A 15,307-nucleotide genomic window follows, 5' to 3' on the forward strand; every position below is an offset into this window, starting at 1 on the left:
TTCTCATGATGAAAAATCACGCAGAAACCGTTGTACCCCTACCAAATAATCAGAGATTAAAAATCCATGGCTAAAAATTATGCGGATGTCTCGCGCGCCATCGTGGCTGCGCTCGGCGGCCTGAACAATATCGAAGCGGTGACGCACTGCATGACGCGCCTGCGTTTCGTGGTGAAAGACAGCGCCAGCATTGATAACGCCACACTGAAAGCCATTCACGGCGTGATGGGCGTGGTGCACACCGACACGCAGTGTCAGGTGATCATTGGTAACAATGTGAACCTCGCTTATCAGGAAGTGTTGAAGCTCGGCACGCCGAACAGCGAAGGCGCCGCGCCAGTGAAACGCAAAATCACCCTACGCAGCATCGGTGCCGGTATTCTTGATGCGCTGGTGGGCACCATGTCACCGTTGATCCCGGCGATTATTGGTGGCTCGATGGTAAAGCTGTTGGCGATGGTACTGGAGATGAGCGGCGTGCTGGAGAAAGGCTCTTCCACACTGATCATCCTCAACGTGATAGGTGACGGCGCGTTCTTCTTCCTGCCGATTATGGTGGCCGCCTCCGCCGCGCTGAAATTCAAAACCAACATGTCGCTGGCGATTGCCATCGCGGGTGTGCTGGTGCATCCCAACTTTGTCGATTTAATGGCGAAAGCCGCACAAGGCCAGGCGGTGGAATTTGCCTTTATTCCGGTGACGGCGGTGAAGTACACCTACACGGTTATTCCGGCGTTAGTGATGACGTGGATTTTGTCGCACATCGAATACTGGGTTGATCGCATCACGCCTGCGGTAACCAAGAACTTCCTCAAGCCGATGCTGATTGTGCTGGTGGCCGCCCCGATTGCCATTGTGCTGATTGGACCGCTTGGCATCTGGATTGGTAGCGGCATTTCCGCGCTGGTCTACACCATTCACGGCTATCTTGGCTGGTTGTCGGTGGCGATTATGGGCGCACTGTGGCCGCTGCTGGTGATGACCGGGATGCATCGCGTATTTACCCCCACCATCATTCAAACCATCGCCGAAACCGGCAAAGAAGGCATGGTGATGCCGTCGGAGATCGGGGCCAACCTGTCGCTGGGCGGTTCTTCGCTGGCGGTGGCATTCAAAACCAAGAACCCTGAACTGCGTCAAACCGCGTTTGCAGCGGCGGCATCGGCGATTGTCGCGGGCATTTCTGAACCGGCGCTGTATGGCGTGGCGGTCAGGTTGAAACGTCCGCTGATCGCCAGCCTGATCAGCGGCTTTATCTGCGGCGCAGTGGCAGGGATTGGTGGGCTTGCCAGCCATTCAATGGCCTCACCAGGCTTGTTCACCAGCGTACAGTTTTTCGATCCCACCAATCCGATGAGCATCGTGTGGGTCGCTGGCGTGATGGTGCTGTCGGTGGTGCTCTCCTTCATTCTGACGTTGATTCTCGGCTTTGAAGATATCCCGGTCACCGAGCCCGCACAGCCAAAGCCGGTGACGGATGATGCCAAACCCGCCAACGTTAATTTATCCAAGGTGTAAATGAGGTTTTTATGTCTGAAGTGACATTTCCAGAGGGATTTTTGTGGGGCGGCGCATTAGCCGCTAATCAGTCAGAGGGGAGCTATCTGGCGGGTGGTAAAGGTTTAACCACGGTGGATATGATCCCCCACGGCGCGCATCGCATGCCGGTAAAGTTGGGCCTGGAAAAGCGCTTCGAACTGCGCAGCGATGAGTATTACCCAAGCCATGACGCCATCGATTTTTACCGTCGCTACAAAGACGATATCGCGCTAATGGCAGAAATGGGTTTTACCGTGTTCCGTACCTCTATTGCCTGGAGCCGTATTTATCCGCAAGGCGATGAATTGACGCCTAACGCGGAAGGCATCGCGTTCTATCGCAGCCTGTTTGAAGAGTGCCAGAAATATGGCATCACGCCGCTGGTGACGCTGTGCCACTTCGATGTACCGATGCATTTGGTGACCGAATACGGTTCGTGGCGCAATCGCAAAATGATCGAATTTTTCAGCCGCTATGCGCGTACCTGCTTTGAAGAATTTAACGGTCTGGTGAAGTATTGGCTGACCTTTAACGAGATCAATATCCTGCTGCACAGCCCGTTTTCCGGCGCAGGTTTGGTGTTCGAACCGGGCGAAAACCCGGAGCAGGTGAAGTATCAGGCGGCGCATCACGAGCTGGTGGCAAGCGCGCTGGTGACCAAAATCGCCCATGAAATTAACCCGGAAAACCAGGTCGGCTGCATGCTGGCGGGTGGCAACTTCTATCCGTGGTCATGTAAGCCGGAGGATGTATGGGCCGCGCTGGAGAAGGATCGCGAAAACCTGTTCTTTATCGATGTGCAGGCGCGCGGCGCTTATCCTTCGTATGCCGCGCGGGTATTCCGCGAGAAAGGCGTGGAGATTGCGATGGAAGCGGAAGATGCCGCTACGCTGCGTCACACCGTTGATTTCGTCTCCTTCAGCTATTACGCCTCACGCTGCGCCTCGGCAGAGATGAACGAGCAAAACAGCAGCGCCGCCAACGTGGTGAAATCGCTGACCAATCCGCATGTTAAACGCAGCGATTGGGGCTGGGGCATCGATCCACTCGGTCTGCGTATCACCATGAACATGATGTATGACCGCTACCAGAAGCCGCTGTTTCTGGTGGAAAACGGCCTCGGCGCGCACGATGAAATCAATGCCGACGGCGAGATTAACGACGATTATCGCATCAGCTATCTGAAAGAGCATATTCAGGCGATGGGCGAAGCGATTGCCGATGGTATCCCGCTGATCGGTTATACCACGTGGGGCTGCATCGATTTGGTGGCGGCCTCGACCGGCGAAATGAGTAAGCGTTATGGGTTTGTTTATGTCGATCGTGATGACAAAGGCAACGGCAGCCTGGAACGCATCCGCAAAAAATCATTCTGGTGGTACAAGCAAGTGATCGCCAGCAACGGGCGGAATCTGGAGGCGCTGTAAATAAGTGGTCGCCATGAATGGCGTAATGCCGATCAGTTAAGCGCCGTTTCAAATCACCGCACCTTCCGTAGCGGCGCGATTTATCGCGCAATGAATTGCGCCGCTAGAATGTGTGCTCTCAGTAATGAGGGGTTTTCATGTCTTAACTGACGAGCATTACTCCATGAATGGCGACCCTACTTAATGATTGGCCACGCTTGTTGCGGGAAAAGATAGAGCCGAATACTGAACAGATGGAACAGCGGCGTCAGCACCCTTTCGTCGTGTTTCGCCAGTTGTTCCAGCTTCAGCAACAGTAAATCCAGCTCATCCTGCAAATCCGCATGCGGTGGGGTTTGCAGTGACTTCAGGCGGCGTTTGAGAAACAGCGCCAGCTCATGAAACATCTGTCCACTATCCAGATGATATTGCTGCAGCAGCTCTTTGTGGCGCGCGTAATAATCAAAGCTATTCACGCCCAGCCACACTTCCTTGAGCAACATGCCGGCTGAACGCATATCGGGATGCGGATCGAGCCGTAAGCGCGGCAACACCACATTCACTTTATCCAGCATCAGGCTGATAAAACGTTGCCGTCCCAGCAGTGACGAACCGTTTCGTTCAGTCTCTTTAATAAAGCGCAACAGCTCGCGCAGACCCTGTCGCACGGCGCGGCGCGCGGTCCATGATGGGCGTTTGTTACGCATGATGGCGGTGATGATTACCGCAAACATCACGCCCGCCATGGTGGCAATCGCGTTATTGATTAGCAGCACCAAATCGGGTTTTAAATGGTGGCCGAGGCCGATAAAGCCGGGGATCTGAATCGCTACGCTCAGGCCTATCATGTTGGTCGAGGGCCGCGCGATCATCAGCGCCAGAATCATCAGTCCGGGCGCGAGACAAATCATCAGCGCCTCAAACGAAGTGGCTTGCGGCAGCAGCAGCGCCACGTAAATTACGCTGATAATGATCGCCACGATTACGCCACGCACAAACAGCTTCATTGAAGTCAGCGGCGTATCCTGGCTGGCGAGCAATGAGCAGAGAATCGCCGCCATCACCGGTGCCGATGCGCCATCACGCCAGCCCGTTCCCATCCATAACAAGCAGGAACCGAAGGTGGCACAGAACGCGGTTAACGCCGAAAGCCGAATTAACCCTTTATCAAAAAAGCGGTGCGTGCGTTTGCCGCGCGCCAGTGTAGTGTCGCCCGACAGGTCGCTTACCAATCCACCAACGCTTTGATAGGCCCCGGCAATACGGACAAAATCCGCCAGCCGTTCCATTAATCCGGTAAAAAGCAGCCAGTTTTCAGTAGGCAATTCGCCGTTTTGCCAGGCGAGGTTAAGTTCAGCCTGACAAGTGCTTAACGTCTGCTGGATGCCGCTGGTTTCCCCTACCGCTTCACCATCATTGAGCCACTGTAGAAACAGCTGAAAGGTTTGCGCCACGTTTTCCGGAAAGGCGATTTGCAGTATCGAGAGCCGCTGCAGGCGCATCTCGATAGCCGTGAGAGTCGGGATCAAATAGGAGAGATGTTGATACTGCACGCTAACCAGGCGAATCAGTCTCCGCGCGGCGTCACCTTCATAAACGCAGTGGGTGATCAGCACTTCCACCTGCTGCGGATGCGTTGCCATGCGGATCAGAATATCGTCACGCTCGGGCGAACTGTCGCTGGGAATGCCGGAAAGCAAATCGCTGCACAGTTTGCGCGCGTTGAGATACCAGTGGCTGACACTCTGCTCCAGCAGACTGCGCATCGATACCGGAAACAACAGCGCATGCACAAGGCTGCTGCAGACGATGCCGAGCGTGATCTCTTCTATACGCGAAATCACCGTGCTGGTGATCGACAGCGGCGTGGTGACTTCCGGAAAACCCATGATCGCCGCGCTGTAACCGGCCAGCATAAACACGTAACTCTTCGGCGTGCGGTCGTGCAGTGACAGATAGAGGCAAACGCTGACCCATAACGAAATGCAGAAACAGAACAGCAGCGGATGCTGCACGGTCGGCGGAAAGATAAAGAAGACGAATACGCCGCCCAATAGTGTCCCCAGCAGACGGAACACCGATTTGGAAATGGTTGAGGCGGAATAGAGCTGTGACGCGAGCAACACCGTGGTCACCGCCCACGCCGGTTTATCCAGATTCAGTTCGAGTGCGAAATAGAGTGCCAGAAAGGCGGCCAGACAGGTTTTTACAGCAAAAAAAACGGCGTTTTTTGAAAACCACTGCATGACACGGTGACCAGGATGTACTGAATGTTGCGTATCCTGCCAGAATGTGAAAAAGCCTCACCTCGATAAATATGTCGAATTATTTCGTAATCGAAAACCATGTTCATCGCGCGGTTTGCACGTGGCGCAGATGCGTAAGCACGGCTAATGAAAATCCACGTTAAAGATGCGGTTTTGTCGCTAATTTATCCGGCATCAGCGATTTAAGCCGTTTTAACGCGTAGCAGTTATCAGGCCGATAAATGTGTGCTGGATCACACTTTGGTGAAGTGCGCCCTTTTTGGTCGTTTATCCATAAAATAATTTCGCGCAATGCCGTCTACAAATATCGCAGAAATTTGTGGAATGCTCGGGTGAGCATTTTGCGAGAAAAGTCGCCATGAATAGCGACCCTACGAACTGTAGGTACATTTTTAACCGTAGCGGTGCTACTATTTGCGCGCTGAATAATGCGAAGAACTCTCGGGAACGCAGTATGTTACGTAAACATCAACTTCATCGGGAAGCCGACGTACTGCTTTCCCTGCTCCATATCTGCAAAATCGTCGTAACTGCCCTATTTCTGCTGCTGTTTATTTCTCGCTCAGCAATTGCTGAAATAAAAGACGATAAAGCCAATCGCATTGTCAGCGGTATTATTAGTTTTACCCATTGGCCGGGTTTAACCGGCGCGCCGCAACTCTGCGTATTTTCCTCCGCGCAACATCTCTCATTGCCACAAAATAGTGTGCCTTCAGCCGTTCCGTTTAGCGTGGTTTATCTCGCCAGTGAAAGTGAACTGGCAACGCAGCATTGCGATGCGGTCTATTTTGGCGATCAGACGCCGCAACAACAGGTTGAACTTTTTAATCACCTCAAAGGTAAGGCGGTATTAACCCTCGCTGAAAACAATGCGGAATGTACCATTGGCGCCGCCTTCTGCCTGATTTTTAAACCCGACCACACGCTTTTCTCAGTCAACCTTGATTCGCTTGCCAGGAGCGGCGTCAAGGTGAGTCCGGACGTACTGTTGCTGTCCCGCAATGGAAGCAAATAAGATGAAAATAGAAAATTCACTAAATGACAAATCATCGATTCGTAACAAGCTGCGCAAGATTAGCACCATCAACTCTGCGGTGATTTTATTGCTGTGCTGGCTGCTACTCTCGTCGACTTCCCTGCTGTTTATTAAAAGCTACGAGAAAAGAAATCTGGAATTAATTGCCGCCACGCTCAGCACCACGCTGACGGCCGCCACGGTATTTGAAGACAGCTACGACGCGCATAATAAAATCGCGCGCCTCGGCAATGAAGGCATGTTCGATTCCGCAAAACTGGTGACTGACGATCACACTGTTTTAGTTGACTGGCATGATCGACAAGAACAGACCGGCTGGTATCCGCGATTATTACGTGAGTGGATTTATCTTAAACCGCTCAGCGTTAATATTAACCACTCGGAAGCCAATGTCGGTACGCTGACGCTGGAAGGCACCGTTACCGGTGCGGCCGATTTCATCCGTTATTCGCTGATGATTCTGACCAGCGGCATGCTGTGCGTGTTAATCATCTCCTTCCTGCTGAGTGAATTTCTCCATCGCGGCATACTTGCCTCGTTGCGTAATATCACCAGCTCGATCCACTACGTGATCCATTCTGGTGATTTTTCCTTACGTATCCCGGAAAGCCCGACGCGCGAATTTCAGCTGTTTTCCAATGACCTCAACTCGTTGCTGACAGAGATGCAGACGCTGCAGGCTTCTCTGATCCGCGATAATCGCACGCTGGCCGCCAAAGCGCTGGAAGACCCGCTAACCGGCCTCGCCAATCGCGCCGCCTTTGTGGCGCGGTTAACCCAACTGCTCGATCAGCAACTGGCGAAAGAGCGCTTTGTTTTGCTGTTTCTCGATGGCGATCGCTTTAAAAGCATCAATGATAACTGGGGCCATGCCGCCGGTGATGAAGTACTTAAAGCGATTGGTTCGCGCCTTTCCGCATTGGCATATAAACAGGATTTAGTCGCGCGTTTAGGCGGCGATGAGTTTGCCATGCTGGTGAGCAGCCGCGCCAGCGAGGCGCAATTGCAGTTGCTGATGCAGGATATTAATGAAGCCATCAGCCAGAAAATTGTTATTGCTGAAGGCACTCCGATTTCCACCTCGGTGACCATTGGCTACGCCTGGTCGCAGCACGGCGATACGGTTGAGTCGATTCTGGAACGCGCAGATATGAACATGTACAAAAACAAGGGAAAGAGTAAGGTGCGGAGATGAAGATGAAAATTTTCCTGATGGTGTGTGTGCTGACACTGGTCGGTTGCCAGGCAAAAGGACGTTTCAGTGATGAACAGATCGCGGCGATGCGTAATGCCGGTTTCAGCCAAAATAGCGAAGGTTGGGGATTAGGTTTGTCGGACAAAATTCTGTTTGGCGTCAACGAATCGGAACTCACTCCCGCTAGTAAAAACACCATTCAGACAATGGCGAAAAATCTGGCGACAACCGGCATTAAGCATGTGCGTATTGATGGTCATACCGATAATTATGGCAAAGCGGATTACAACCAGCAGCTGTCGTTGAAAAGAGCCAACGCCGTTGCGACACAATGGGCGCAAGGCGCAGCAATTCCGCGCGAAAATATCGTTACGCGCGGCTTAGGAATGAGCGCGCCGATTGCCAGCAACAATAACCCGCAGGGCCGTGCGCAAAACCGCCGCGTGGCGATTGTGATTACGGCGCCGTGATGATCTGGCGCTCGACTGCATAATCGTACAAACGGTCGCGCGCTAAATTCTTCATCTTCACTTCGCACATAATATCGAAGGCATCAAACGACAGCGCCCAATCATTTAAGCTTTGATTGAAGTAATAATCGGCATGGGCGCGAAGTTTGGTTTTCGACACCGCTAAATCCTGCTGATCCGGGAAACCGTGATCGGGAATCAAACCTTCCTGCGCAATCGAATAGTGCAAAACTGGCCGCACACCGCGCCACGACGCTTTTATCAGCGCGATGCGCGCATCATCAGCCTGAATATAGTGATTCTCTTTCACCCAATGATGGTGAATATCCAGCACTACCGGACACAACTCACGCGCCTGCAACACATCGTCCAGCGAACAGGATATTTCATCATTCTCCACCGTCAGCATATTGCGCGCTTCAGGGGTGAGCCGCAGAAACGCGGCGCGGAATCCCTCAAAGCCTTTTTTGCCGTTCATATGGATGTTGATTTTGAAATCCTGAAACTGTCGGCCATAACCCATTAATACCGCACAGGTGGCGTGATACTCCACATCCTCAATCGCGCGATCGACCACGCCGTCATTATCGGAGGCCAGCACCGTATATTGGCCGGGGTGGAATGAAAGCCGAATATTATTAGCGCGCGCCAGCTCGCCGCAGCGGCGTAGTAACGGCGTAAGATCGGGCAATAATTCACCGTACAGCTGAGTCGCTTGCGGCACCGTGTAAAGCGGCAATAGATCGCTGCCGATGCGCATCATGCGCAGCGCGTCGGGCTGCGTGGCCAGCATTTCAAGCGTGAGAGTGAGATTTTGCAGATTGTTTTGCGCCAGTTGGTTTAGCAGCGTGATGCGTGATTCATCATCGAGACTAAGAAAGCGCGTGCGGGTGGTGCTTTTGAAGGGATAAGGCTGTTTAGCCTGTTGATCCAGATACTTACAAGCAAAGCCTAATTTCATTTCATCCCCCGTTTAATCAGCGTGAAAGTGTAGCTGCGATCGGAGAAAGTGCCAGGTGCGCATCGAGGCGCACCTGGCTGAGATCACACGTCCGGGAAGGTCATATTGCTGCCCGGCGCTTCACGATGCAGGTGGATAAAGTTCAGGTGACGTTCGTACTGATCGAGAATATCGATGATCACCTGTTCTTTGTTATAGTCCATCAAATCATTGCCCTGGCTGCCTTCCAGCAAGAAGGTTTCCAGGCGGTAATAGGTCGATTTACCGCTACGTGCGCGATAGGTAAAGCCCGGTACCGAATACTGCTGTGGCCAGATTTGATAAACGAAATCCTGCTCCTCGCCCAGCAACACGCGCAAATCAAGGTGGCCCAGCGGCTGCCCTTCTTCTGGCTCGGCACGCTCCAGTGATACACGTCCACCGCGCAGCTCCAGCTCTTTCGCCACATCCTGCATCGCCGGGAACAGCACCTCTTCCATCATCTTCTGCGTATAGCGCGTGCCCGGATAGTTCATCAGACGCGACAGGCGCTTCTTCCAGCTCAGGCGATCGTTACTGGCTGAAATGTACGGCGCAGTGTCGCGGCTGGCGCTGGCGCGGCGGTGATCTTCCACCTTCAGCGATTTATACAGCCCGGCCATCACAAAGAAGATTACAAAGCTAAACGGTAAGCCCATGATCACCGTGGCGTTCTGCAAGGCAGAAATCCCGTTGGTCATTAGCATGCCCATCGTCAGCACACCAATCGCAATCGACCAGAAGATACGCAGCCAGTTCGGTGCATCGCTGTTGATGTCTTTCAGCTTCGAGGTGAAGTTACCCAGCACCAGCGAACCGGAATCCGCCGACGTCACGTAGAACAGCATGCCGGTGATGGTGGCCACCGAAGCACTGAATTTAAACGCCGGATACTGCGCCAGCAGGCTATAGAAGCCGCGTTCGGCATGCGCCATCACTTCCTGCGCAAAGCCGGCATCGCCGTGAATGATTTCATACAGCGCCGCGTTACCAAACACCGACAGCCACAGCAGCGTAAAGGTGAACGGGATAATCAGCGTACCCAACACGAACTCACGAATGGTACGACCGCGCGAAATACGTGCGAGGAACAGACCGACAAACGGCGACCAGGCAACCCACCACGCCCAGAAGAACAGCGTCCAGCTATTCATCCACTCGCGTGGCTGATCGAAGGCAAAAGTATTCAACGTCATGCCCATAAAGCGATTGATGTAATCACCAACGTTCAGCACCAGCGCGTTGAGCAGGAAATCGGTTTTGCCCATAAACAGCACGAACAGAATTAAGCCCAGCGCCAGCGCGACGTTCAGCTCAGAAAGAATACGGATGCCTTTATCCACACCGGATGTTACTGAGATGGTGGCGATGATCACCGACAGCACAATTAGCGCGGCCTGCGCCGTGAAACCTTCCGGAATATCGAATAGCACGTTGAGGCCGTAGTTCAGCTGCACCACACCAATTCCCAACGTGGTGGCGATCCCAAAGATGGTGCCGATCACCGCGGCGATATCCACCGTGTGACCAATCGGGCCATTAATGCGTTTGCCGAAAATCGGATAGAGCGCCGAACGGATGGTGAGCGGCAGGTTGTAGCGATAGCTGAAGTAGCCGAGCGCGATGCCCATTAATGCGTACATCGACCAGCCAGTGACGCCGTAGTGGAACAGCGTCCATACCATCGCCTGACGCGCGGCTTCCATGGTCTGCCCTGCACCTTCTGGCGGCTGCATGTATTGGGTTACCGGCTCGGCAACCGAGAAGAACATCAGGTCAATACCGATGCCAGCGGCAAACAGCATCGCCGACCAGCTCAGTAAGCTGAACTCGGGTTTAGATTGCTCCGGCCCCAGCTTGATGGCGCCGTAGCGCGAACACGCCATATAGATGACGAACACGATGTACAGCGTGGCAGCGAGCATGTAGTACCAGCCAAACGTGGAGGTGACCCAGTTAACGGCGGTCAGAAGCCAGCTGGCAGCGAGTTCGCTGTAAAAAATCGTGACAAGTGAAAATGTCAGAATCAGTCCGGCGGAGGTGTAAAACACCACAGGATTGATTCTGTCTTTTTCACTGGCAGGTGGATTAATCATCGATTACCTCTGGTTAATTTCCTGTAGTACGTGCCAAAGAAGCTCGCGGAGATCGCCATTAACGGCATCCCGACGAGGCAAAATGCGGTTTTCGTGGGATGCGCGTGCATACGCATCCGCTGAGTCCCTTCGATTCCCCGCTTCGTTTTTGTAACAATCCAAGCACAGCATCCTAACAAATTTCTTTTTTATATTGAACGTGCAATCAAAAAAAGTTTTAATAGTGTTCTAAGATTGAAGTGGAGCTGGAGTGTTATGCCAAAGGTGGGAATGCAGCCGATACGTCGTCGGCAACTGATTGATGCGACCCTGAGCACCATCAACGAAGTCGGGATCAACGATGCCACCATTGCGCAGATTGCGCGACGTGCTGGCGTATCGACAGGCATCATTAGCCACTACTTCAAAGACAAGAACGGTCTGCTGGAAGCCACGATGCGTGACGTAACACGTCAGCTACGTGATGCGGTAGCAGCAAGGTTAAAACCGCTGGCAGACGCCACAACAGAAGCGCGCCTGCTGGCGATTGTGGAAGGCAACTTTGATGATTCTCAGGTGCACAGCGCCGCAATGAAAGCCTGGCTGGATTTCTGGGCCAGCAGCATGCATCAGCCACAGTTGGGCCGCTTAGAACGCGTGAGCAGCCGGCGCCTGTTTTCCACATTGGCCGCCGAGTTTCGTCGCGTTATCCCGCGCGAAAAGGCGCGTCTGGCGGCACATGGCCTCGCGTCATTGATTGATGGCCTGTGGCTGCGCGCGGCGCTCAGCGGCAAACCGTTCGATTTGGCTATCGCCAGACAGCTCACCACCCAATTCATTCGTCAGCAATTGGCTGACCAGAATCACTGAGGAAGGAGAAATCATGTCCCGATTCACCGAGCAACACCTTTATATTGATGGCGCATTGGTTCCCGCTGCGGCAGGTAAAACATTCCAGACCATCAACCCGGCGAACGGCGAAGTGCTGGCCGACGTGCATGAAGCGGAACGCGCAGATGTTGATCGCGCTGTTGCCGCCGCGAAAAAAGGCCAGAAAATCTGGGCGGCGATGACCGCGATGGAACGTTCGCGCATTTTGCGTTGTGCGGTCGATATTCTGCGTGAGCGCAATGACGAACTGGCCGCGCTGGAAACCCTCGACACCGGCAAACCGCTGAGCGAAACCCAATACGTGGACATCGTCACCGGTGCCGACGTGCTCGAGTACTACGCGGGCTTGATTCCTTCTCTGGAAGGCCAGCAGATCCCGCTGCGCGATACCTCGTTCGTTTACACCCGCCGCGAACCGCTGGGCGTGGTAGCCGGGATCGGCGCGTGGAACTATCCGATTCAGATCGCGCTGTGGAAATCCGCGCCAGCATTGGCCGCCGGTAACGCGATGATCTTCAAACCCAGCGAAGTCACGCCGCTGACCGCGCTGAAACTGGCGGAAATCTATACTGAAGCGGGCGTGCCGAACGGCGTGTTCAACGTGTTAAACGGTCGCGGCGCGGTCACCGGCCAGCTGCTTACCGATCATCCGGGCATCGATAAAGTCTCCTTCACCGGCGGCGTTGCCAGCGGTAAGAAAGTGATGGCCAATGCGGCCGGTTCGACGCTGAAAGATGTCACCATGGAGCTGGGCGGCAAATCTCCGCTGATCATTTTCGATGACGCTGACCTCGATCTCGCCGCTGACATCGCGATGATGGCGAACTTCTACAGCTCGGGCCAGGTTTGCACCAACGGCACGCGCGTGTTTATCCCGGCTAATTTGCAAGCGGCGTTTGAAGCCAAAATCGCTGAGCGCGTGGCGCGTATTAAGGCCGGCGATCTCAACCATCCAGATACCAACTTCGGTCCGCTGGTGAGCTTCGCGCATTGCGACAACGTGATGCGCTTTATTGAATCCGGCATCAGCGAAGGTGCGCGCCTGCTGTGCGGCGGTAAACGTCTGAGCGGTGCGGCTTTCGATAACGGCGCATGGGTGGAACCGACCGTGTTCACCGACTGCCGCGATGAGATGACCATTGTGCGTGAAGAGATCTTCGGGCCAGTGATGTCGATTCTGACTTATGAAAGCGAAGAAGAAGTGGTTCGCCGCGCCAACGCCACCGAATTTGGCCTGGCGGCCGGTGTGGTAACCCAGGATCTTAACCGCGCGCACCGCGTAATTCACCAGATTGAAGCGGGCATTTGCTGGATCAATACCTGGGGCGAATCTGACGCCGCAATGCCGGTGGGCGGTTACAAACATTCGGGTGTGGGCCGTGAAAATGGCCTGATGACGCTGCAAAACTACACGCAGGTGAAATCTGTGCAGCTCGAAATGACCCGTTTTCAGTCCGTATTTTAATTTTGGCTTTTAACCTGAGGAACGACTAATGGAATTTGATTACATCATTATCGGAGCCGGATCCGCAGGGAACGTTTTGGCAACAAGACTGACCGAAGATAGCAGCGTCAATGTGCTGCTTTTAGAAGCGGGCGGCCCAGATTACCGCTTCGACTTCCGCACGCAGATGCCCGCGGCGCTGGCGTTCCCGCTGCAGGGAAAACGCTACAACTGGGCGTACGAAACCGAACCTGAGCCGTACATGAACAACCGCCGCATGGAGTGCGGGCGCGGTAAAGGCTTGGGCGGATCGTCGCTGATCAACGGCATGTGTTACATCCGTGGTAACGCGATGGACCTCGATAACTGGGCCAGGGAGCCTGGCCTGGAAAACTGGAGCTACCTGAACTGCCTGCCCTACTATCGCAAATCAGAAACGCGCGATATCGGTGCCAATGATTATCACGGCGGCGAAGGTCCGGTGAGCATTACCACCTGTAAACCTGGAAACAATCCGCTGTTTGCGGCGATGATTGAAGCGGGCGTGCAGGCAGGTTATCCGCGCACTGATGACCTGAATGGCTATCAGCAGGAAGGTTTCGGGCCAATGGATCGCTTTGTGACGCCGAAAGGTCGCCGCTCCAGCACCGCGCGCGGTTATCTCGATACCGCGAAAACCCGTCCGAACCTGAAAATCGTCACCCATGCGACCACCGACCGCATTCTGTTTGAAGGTAAACGCGCGGTTGGCGTGCAGTATCTGCTGGGTTCCAGCAATACCTCGCACCAGGCGCATGCACGTCGTGAAGTGCTGCTGTGCGCCGGAGCCATCGCCTCGCCGCAGATTCTGCAGCGTTCCGGAGTAGGATCCGCTGAATTGCTGAAACAGTTCGATATCCCGCTCGTGCATGATTTGCCGGGCGTGGGTGAGAACTTGCAGGATCACCTCGAAATGTACCTGCAATATGAGTGCAAAGAGCCAGTTTCGCTCTACCCGGCCTTGAAGTGGTGGAACCAGCCTAAAATCGGTGCGGAGTGGCTGTTTAATGGTACCGGCGTCGGCGCCAGCAACCACTTTGAAGGCGGCGGCTTTATCCGCAGCCGTGAAGAGTTCAGCTGGCCGAATATTCAGTATCACTTCCTGCCGGTGGCGATTAACTACAACGGCTCGAACGCGGTGGAAGCGCACGGCTTCCAGTGCCACGTTGGTTCGATGCGCTCACCGAGCCGCGGTCATGTGCGCCTGAAATCACGCGATCCGCGTCGCCATCCAGCGATTCTGTTCAACTACATGTCACATGAGCAGGATTGGCAGGAGTTCCGCGATGCGATTCGTATTACGCGCCAGATCATCAACCAGCCGGCGCTGGATAAATATCGCGGTAAAGAGATCAGCCCTGGCCTGGATTGCCAGACCGATGAGCAGTTAGATGAGTTTGTGCGAAATCACGGCGAAACGGCTTATCACCCGTGCGGCACCTGTAAAATGGGTAACGACGAGATGTCTGTCGTCGATGGTGAAGGCCGCGTTCATGGCGTTGAAGCCCTGCGCGTGGTAGATGCTTCAATCATGCCGCTGATCATCACCGGTAACCTGAACGCGACGACCATCATGATCGGCGAGAAAATCGCAGATAACATTCGTGGTCGACAGCCGCTGCCGCGCAGCGAAGCGGATTACTTTGTTGCCGGTGATAAACCGGTCCGCGCTGAACCGATGCGTGGTTGAGGTTGATTTGGGGGCGACGTTGGTCGCCCTTTTCTTTGGTGGCTAGCTAGCCCAATCCTGAAGATCCAAATCAACTACCCGAGCGAATTCCCGAGTATTGTCAGGGACTAAAATTGTGCCTGCCGCAATGGCATGTCCGGCGATCGCCGCATCATTAGCACCAATCGAAGTACCAGACGCAGCCAAGGCCATTGTCACTTTCGTCGTAGCATCTATAGCCGCGCTTCACTGTCACAACGGCAACCGCACTGCTGCCAGGCTCACGATTAAGGAAAC

General features: G+C 54.1%; 11 protein-coding genes and 1 pseudogene. 8 read left to right on the plus strand and 4 right to left on the minus strand.

Annotated elements, in window-relative coordinates; genetic code table 11:
* The first annotated feature begins 66 nt into the window (after positions 1 to 66).
* Entirely contained in the window at positions 67 to 1,518 is a 1,452-nt protein-coding gene (ascF, locus tag KVT28_RS10775; RefSeq protein WP_217548308.1) for a PTS cellobiose/arbutin/salicin transporter subunit IIBC, read from the plus strand.
* 11 nt (positions 1,519 to 1,529) lie between these two features.
* Entirely contained in the window at positions 1,530 to 2,966 is a 1,437-nt protein-coding gene (locus tag KVT28_RS10780; protein WP_101761556.1) for a 6-phospho-beta-glucosidase, read from the plus strand.
* Between the two features lie 176 nt (positions 2,967 to 3,142).
* On the opposite strand, the gene KVT28_RS10785 is transcribed toward KVT28_RS10780, so the two are convergent.
* Complete coding sequence (locus KVT28_RS10785) at positions 3,143 to 5,191, minus strand: FUSC family protein (protein ID WP_217548310.1); 2,049 nt, start codon at positions 5,189 to 5,191, stop codon at positions 3,143 to 3,145.
* Between the two features lie 475 nt (positions 5,192 to 5,666).
* On the opposite strand from KVT28_RS10785, the gene KVT28_RS10790 reads away from it, so the two are divergent.
* From KVT28_RS10790 to KVT28_RS10800, 3 genes are read left to right on the plus strand one after another with little or no spacing between them, the layout of a single operon-like run.
* Positions 5,667 to 6,227: a YfiR family protein gene (locus KVT28_RS10790; protein WP_192413482.1), complete on the plus strand. Its 561-nt coding sequence runs from the start codon at positions 5,667 to 5,669 to the stop codon at positions 6,225 to 6,227.
* 1 nt (position 6,228) lies between these two features.
* Positions 6,229 to 7,443, plus strand: a complete 1,215-nt coding sequence (locus tag KVT28_RS10795; protein WP_137387329.1) for a diguanylate cyclase — start codon at positions 6,229 to 6,231, stop codon at positions 7,441 to 7,443.
* Entirely contained in the window at positions 7,440 to 7,913 is a 474-nt protein-coding gene (locus KVT28_RS10800; protein ID WP_217548312.1) for an OmpA family protein, read from the plus strand. The genes KVT28_RS10795 and KVT28_RS10800 overlap by 4 nt, the downstream gene beginning before the upstream one ends.
* Here the strand turns inward: KVT28_RS10800 and uvsE are convergent.
* Entirely contained in the window at positions 7,900 to 8,874 is a 975-nt protein-coding gene (gene uvsE, locus KVT28_RS10805) for a UV DNA damage repair endonuclease UvsE (RefSeq protein WP_217548315.1), read from the minus strand. The two genes, KVT28_RS10800 and uvsE, sit on opposite strands and share 14 nt — an antisense overlap.
* 83 nt (positions 8,875 to 8,957) lie before the next feature.
* The gene (locus KVT28_RS10810; protein WP_192234750.1) at positions 8,958 to 10,988 is read right to left on the minus strand and encodes a choline transporter; all 2,031 of its coding nucleotides are present in this window, start codon (positions 10,986 to 10,988) and stop codon (positions 8,958 to 8,960) included.
* A 255-nt stretch (positions 10,989 to 11,243) separates the two neighbouring features.
* On the opposite strand from KVT28_RS10810, the gene betI reads away from it, so the two are divergent.
* Genes betI through betA form a run of 3 tightly spaced genes read left to right on the plus strand, consistent with a single transcriptional unit; the run spans position 11,244 to position 15,031 of the window.
* A complete protein-coding gene (gene betI, locus KVT28_RS10815; RefSeq protein WP_101761563.1) occupies positions 11,244 to 11,837 on the plus strand; it encodes a transcriptional regulator BetI in 594 nt (197 codons plus the stop codon).
* 13 nt (positions 11,838 to 11,850) lie between these two features.
* Complete coding sequence (betB, locus tag KVT28_RS10820; RefSeq protein WP_217548317.1) at positions 11,851 to 13,323, plus strand: betaine-aldehyde dehydrogenase; 1,473 nt, start codon at positions 11,851 to 11,853, stop codon at positions 13,321 to 13,323.
* A 28-nt stretch (positions 13,324 to 13,351) separates the two neighbouring features.
* Positions 13,352 to 15,031, plus strand: coding sequence for a choline dehydrogenase (gene betA, locus KVT28_RS10825; protein ID WP_101761565.1), 1,680 nt, complete (start codon positions 13,352 to 13,354; stop codon positions 15,029 to 15,031).
* Positions 15,032 to 15,073: 42 nt separating this feature from the next.
* On the opposite strand, the pseudogene KVT28_RS27795 reads toward betA, so the two are convergent.
* Positions 15,074 to 15,289, minus strand: a pseudogene (locus tag KVT28_RS27795) (hypothetical protein); the annotation flags it as partial.
* Positions 15,290 to 15,307: the final 18 nt, after the last annotated feature.

The organism is Pantoea sp. GbtcB22 (assembly GCF_019091025.1).
Lineage (GTDB): Bacteria > Pseudomonadota > Gammaproteobacteria > Enterobacterales > Enterobacteriaceae > Pantoea > Pantoea leporis.

Excerpts from the sequence above, each read along its gene's own strand:
- ascF (WP_217548308.1), top strand. The coding sequence starts at position 67 with ATGGCTAAAAATTATGCGGATGTCTCGCGCGCCATCGTGGCTGCGCTC.
- KVT28_RS10780 (WP_101761556.1), top strand. The coding sequence starts at position 1,530 with ATGTCTGAAGTGACATTTCCAGAGGGATTTTTGTGGGGCGGCGCATTA.
- KVT28_RS10785 (WP_217548310.1), bottom strand. The coding sequence starts at position 5,191 with ATGCAGTGGTTTTCAAAAAACGCCGTTTTTTTTGCTGTAAAAACCTGT.
- KVT28_RS10790 (WP_192413482.1), top strand. The coding sequence starts at position 5,667 with ATGTTACGTAAACATCAACTTCATCGGGAAGCCGACGTACTGCTTTCC.
- KVT28_RS10795 (WP_137387329.1), top strand. The coding sequence starts at position 6,229 with ATGAAAATAGAAAATTCACTAAATGACAAATCATCGATTCGTAACAAG.
- KVT28_RS10800 (WP_217548312.1), top strand. The coding sequence starts at position 7,440 with ATGAAGATGAAAATTTTCCTGATGGTGTGTGTGCTGACACTGGTCGGT.
- uvsE (WP_217548315.1), bottom strand. The coding sequence starts at position 8,874 with ATGAAATTAGGCTTTGCTTGTAAGTATCTGGATCAACAGGCTAAACAG.
- KVT28_RS10810 (WP_192234750.1), bottom strand. The coding sequence starts at position 10,988 with ATGATTAATCCACCTGCCAGTGAAAAAGACAGAATCAATCCTGTGGTG.
- betI (WP_101761563.1), top strand. The coding sequence starts at position 11,244 with ATGCCAAAGGTGGGAATGCAGCCGATACGTCGTCGGCAACTGATTGAT.
- betB (WP_217548317.1), top strand. The coding sequence starts at position 11,851 with ATGTCCCGATTCACCGAGCAACACCTTTATATTGATGGCGCATTGGTT.
- betA (WP_101761565.1), top strand. The coding sequence starts at position 13,352 with ATGGAATTTGATTACATCATTATCGGAGCCGGATCCGCAGGGAACGTT.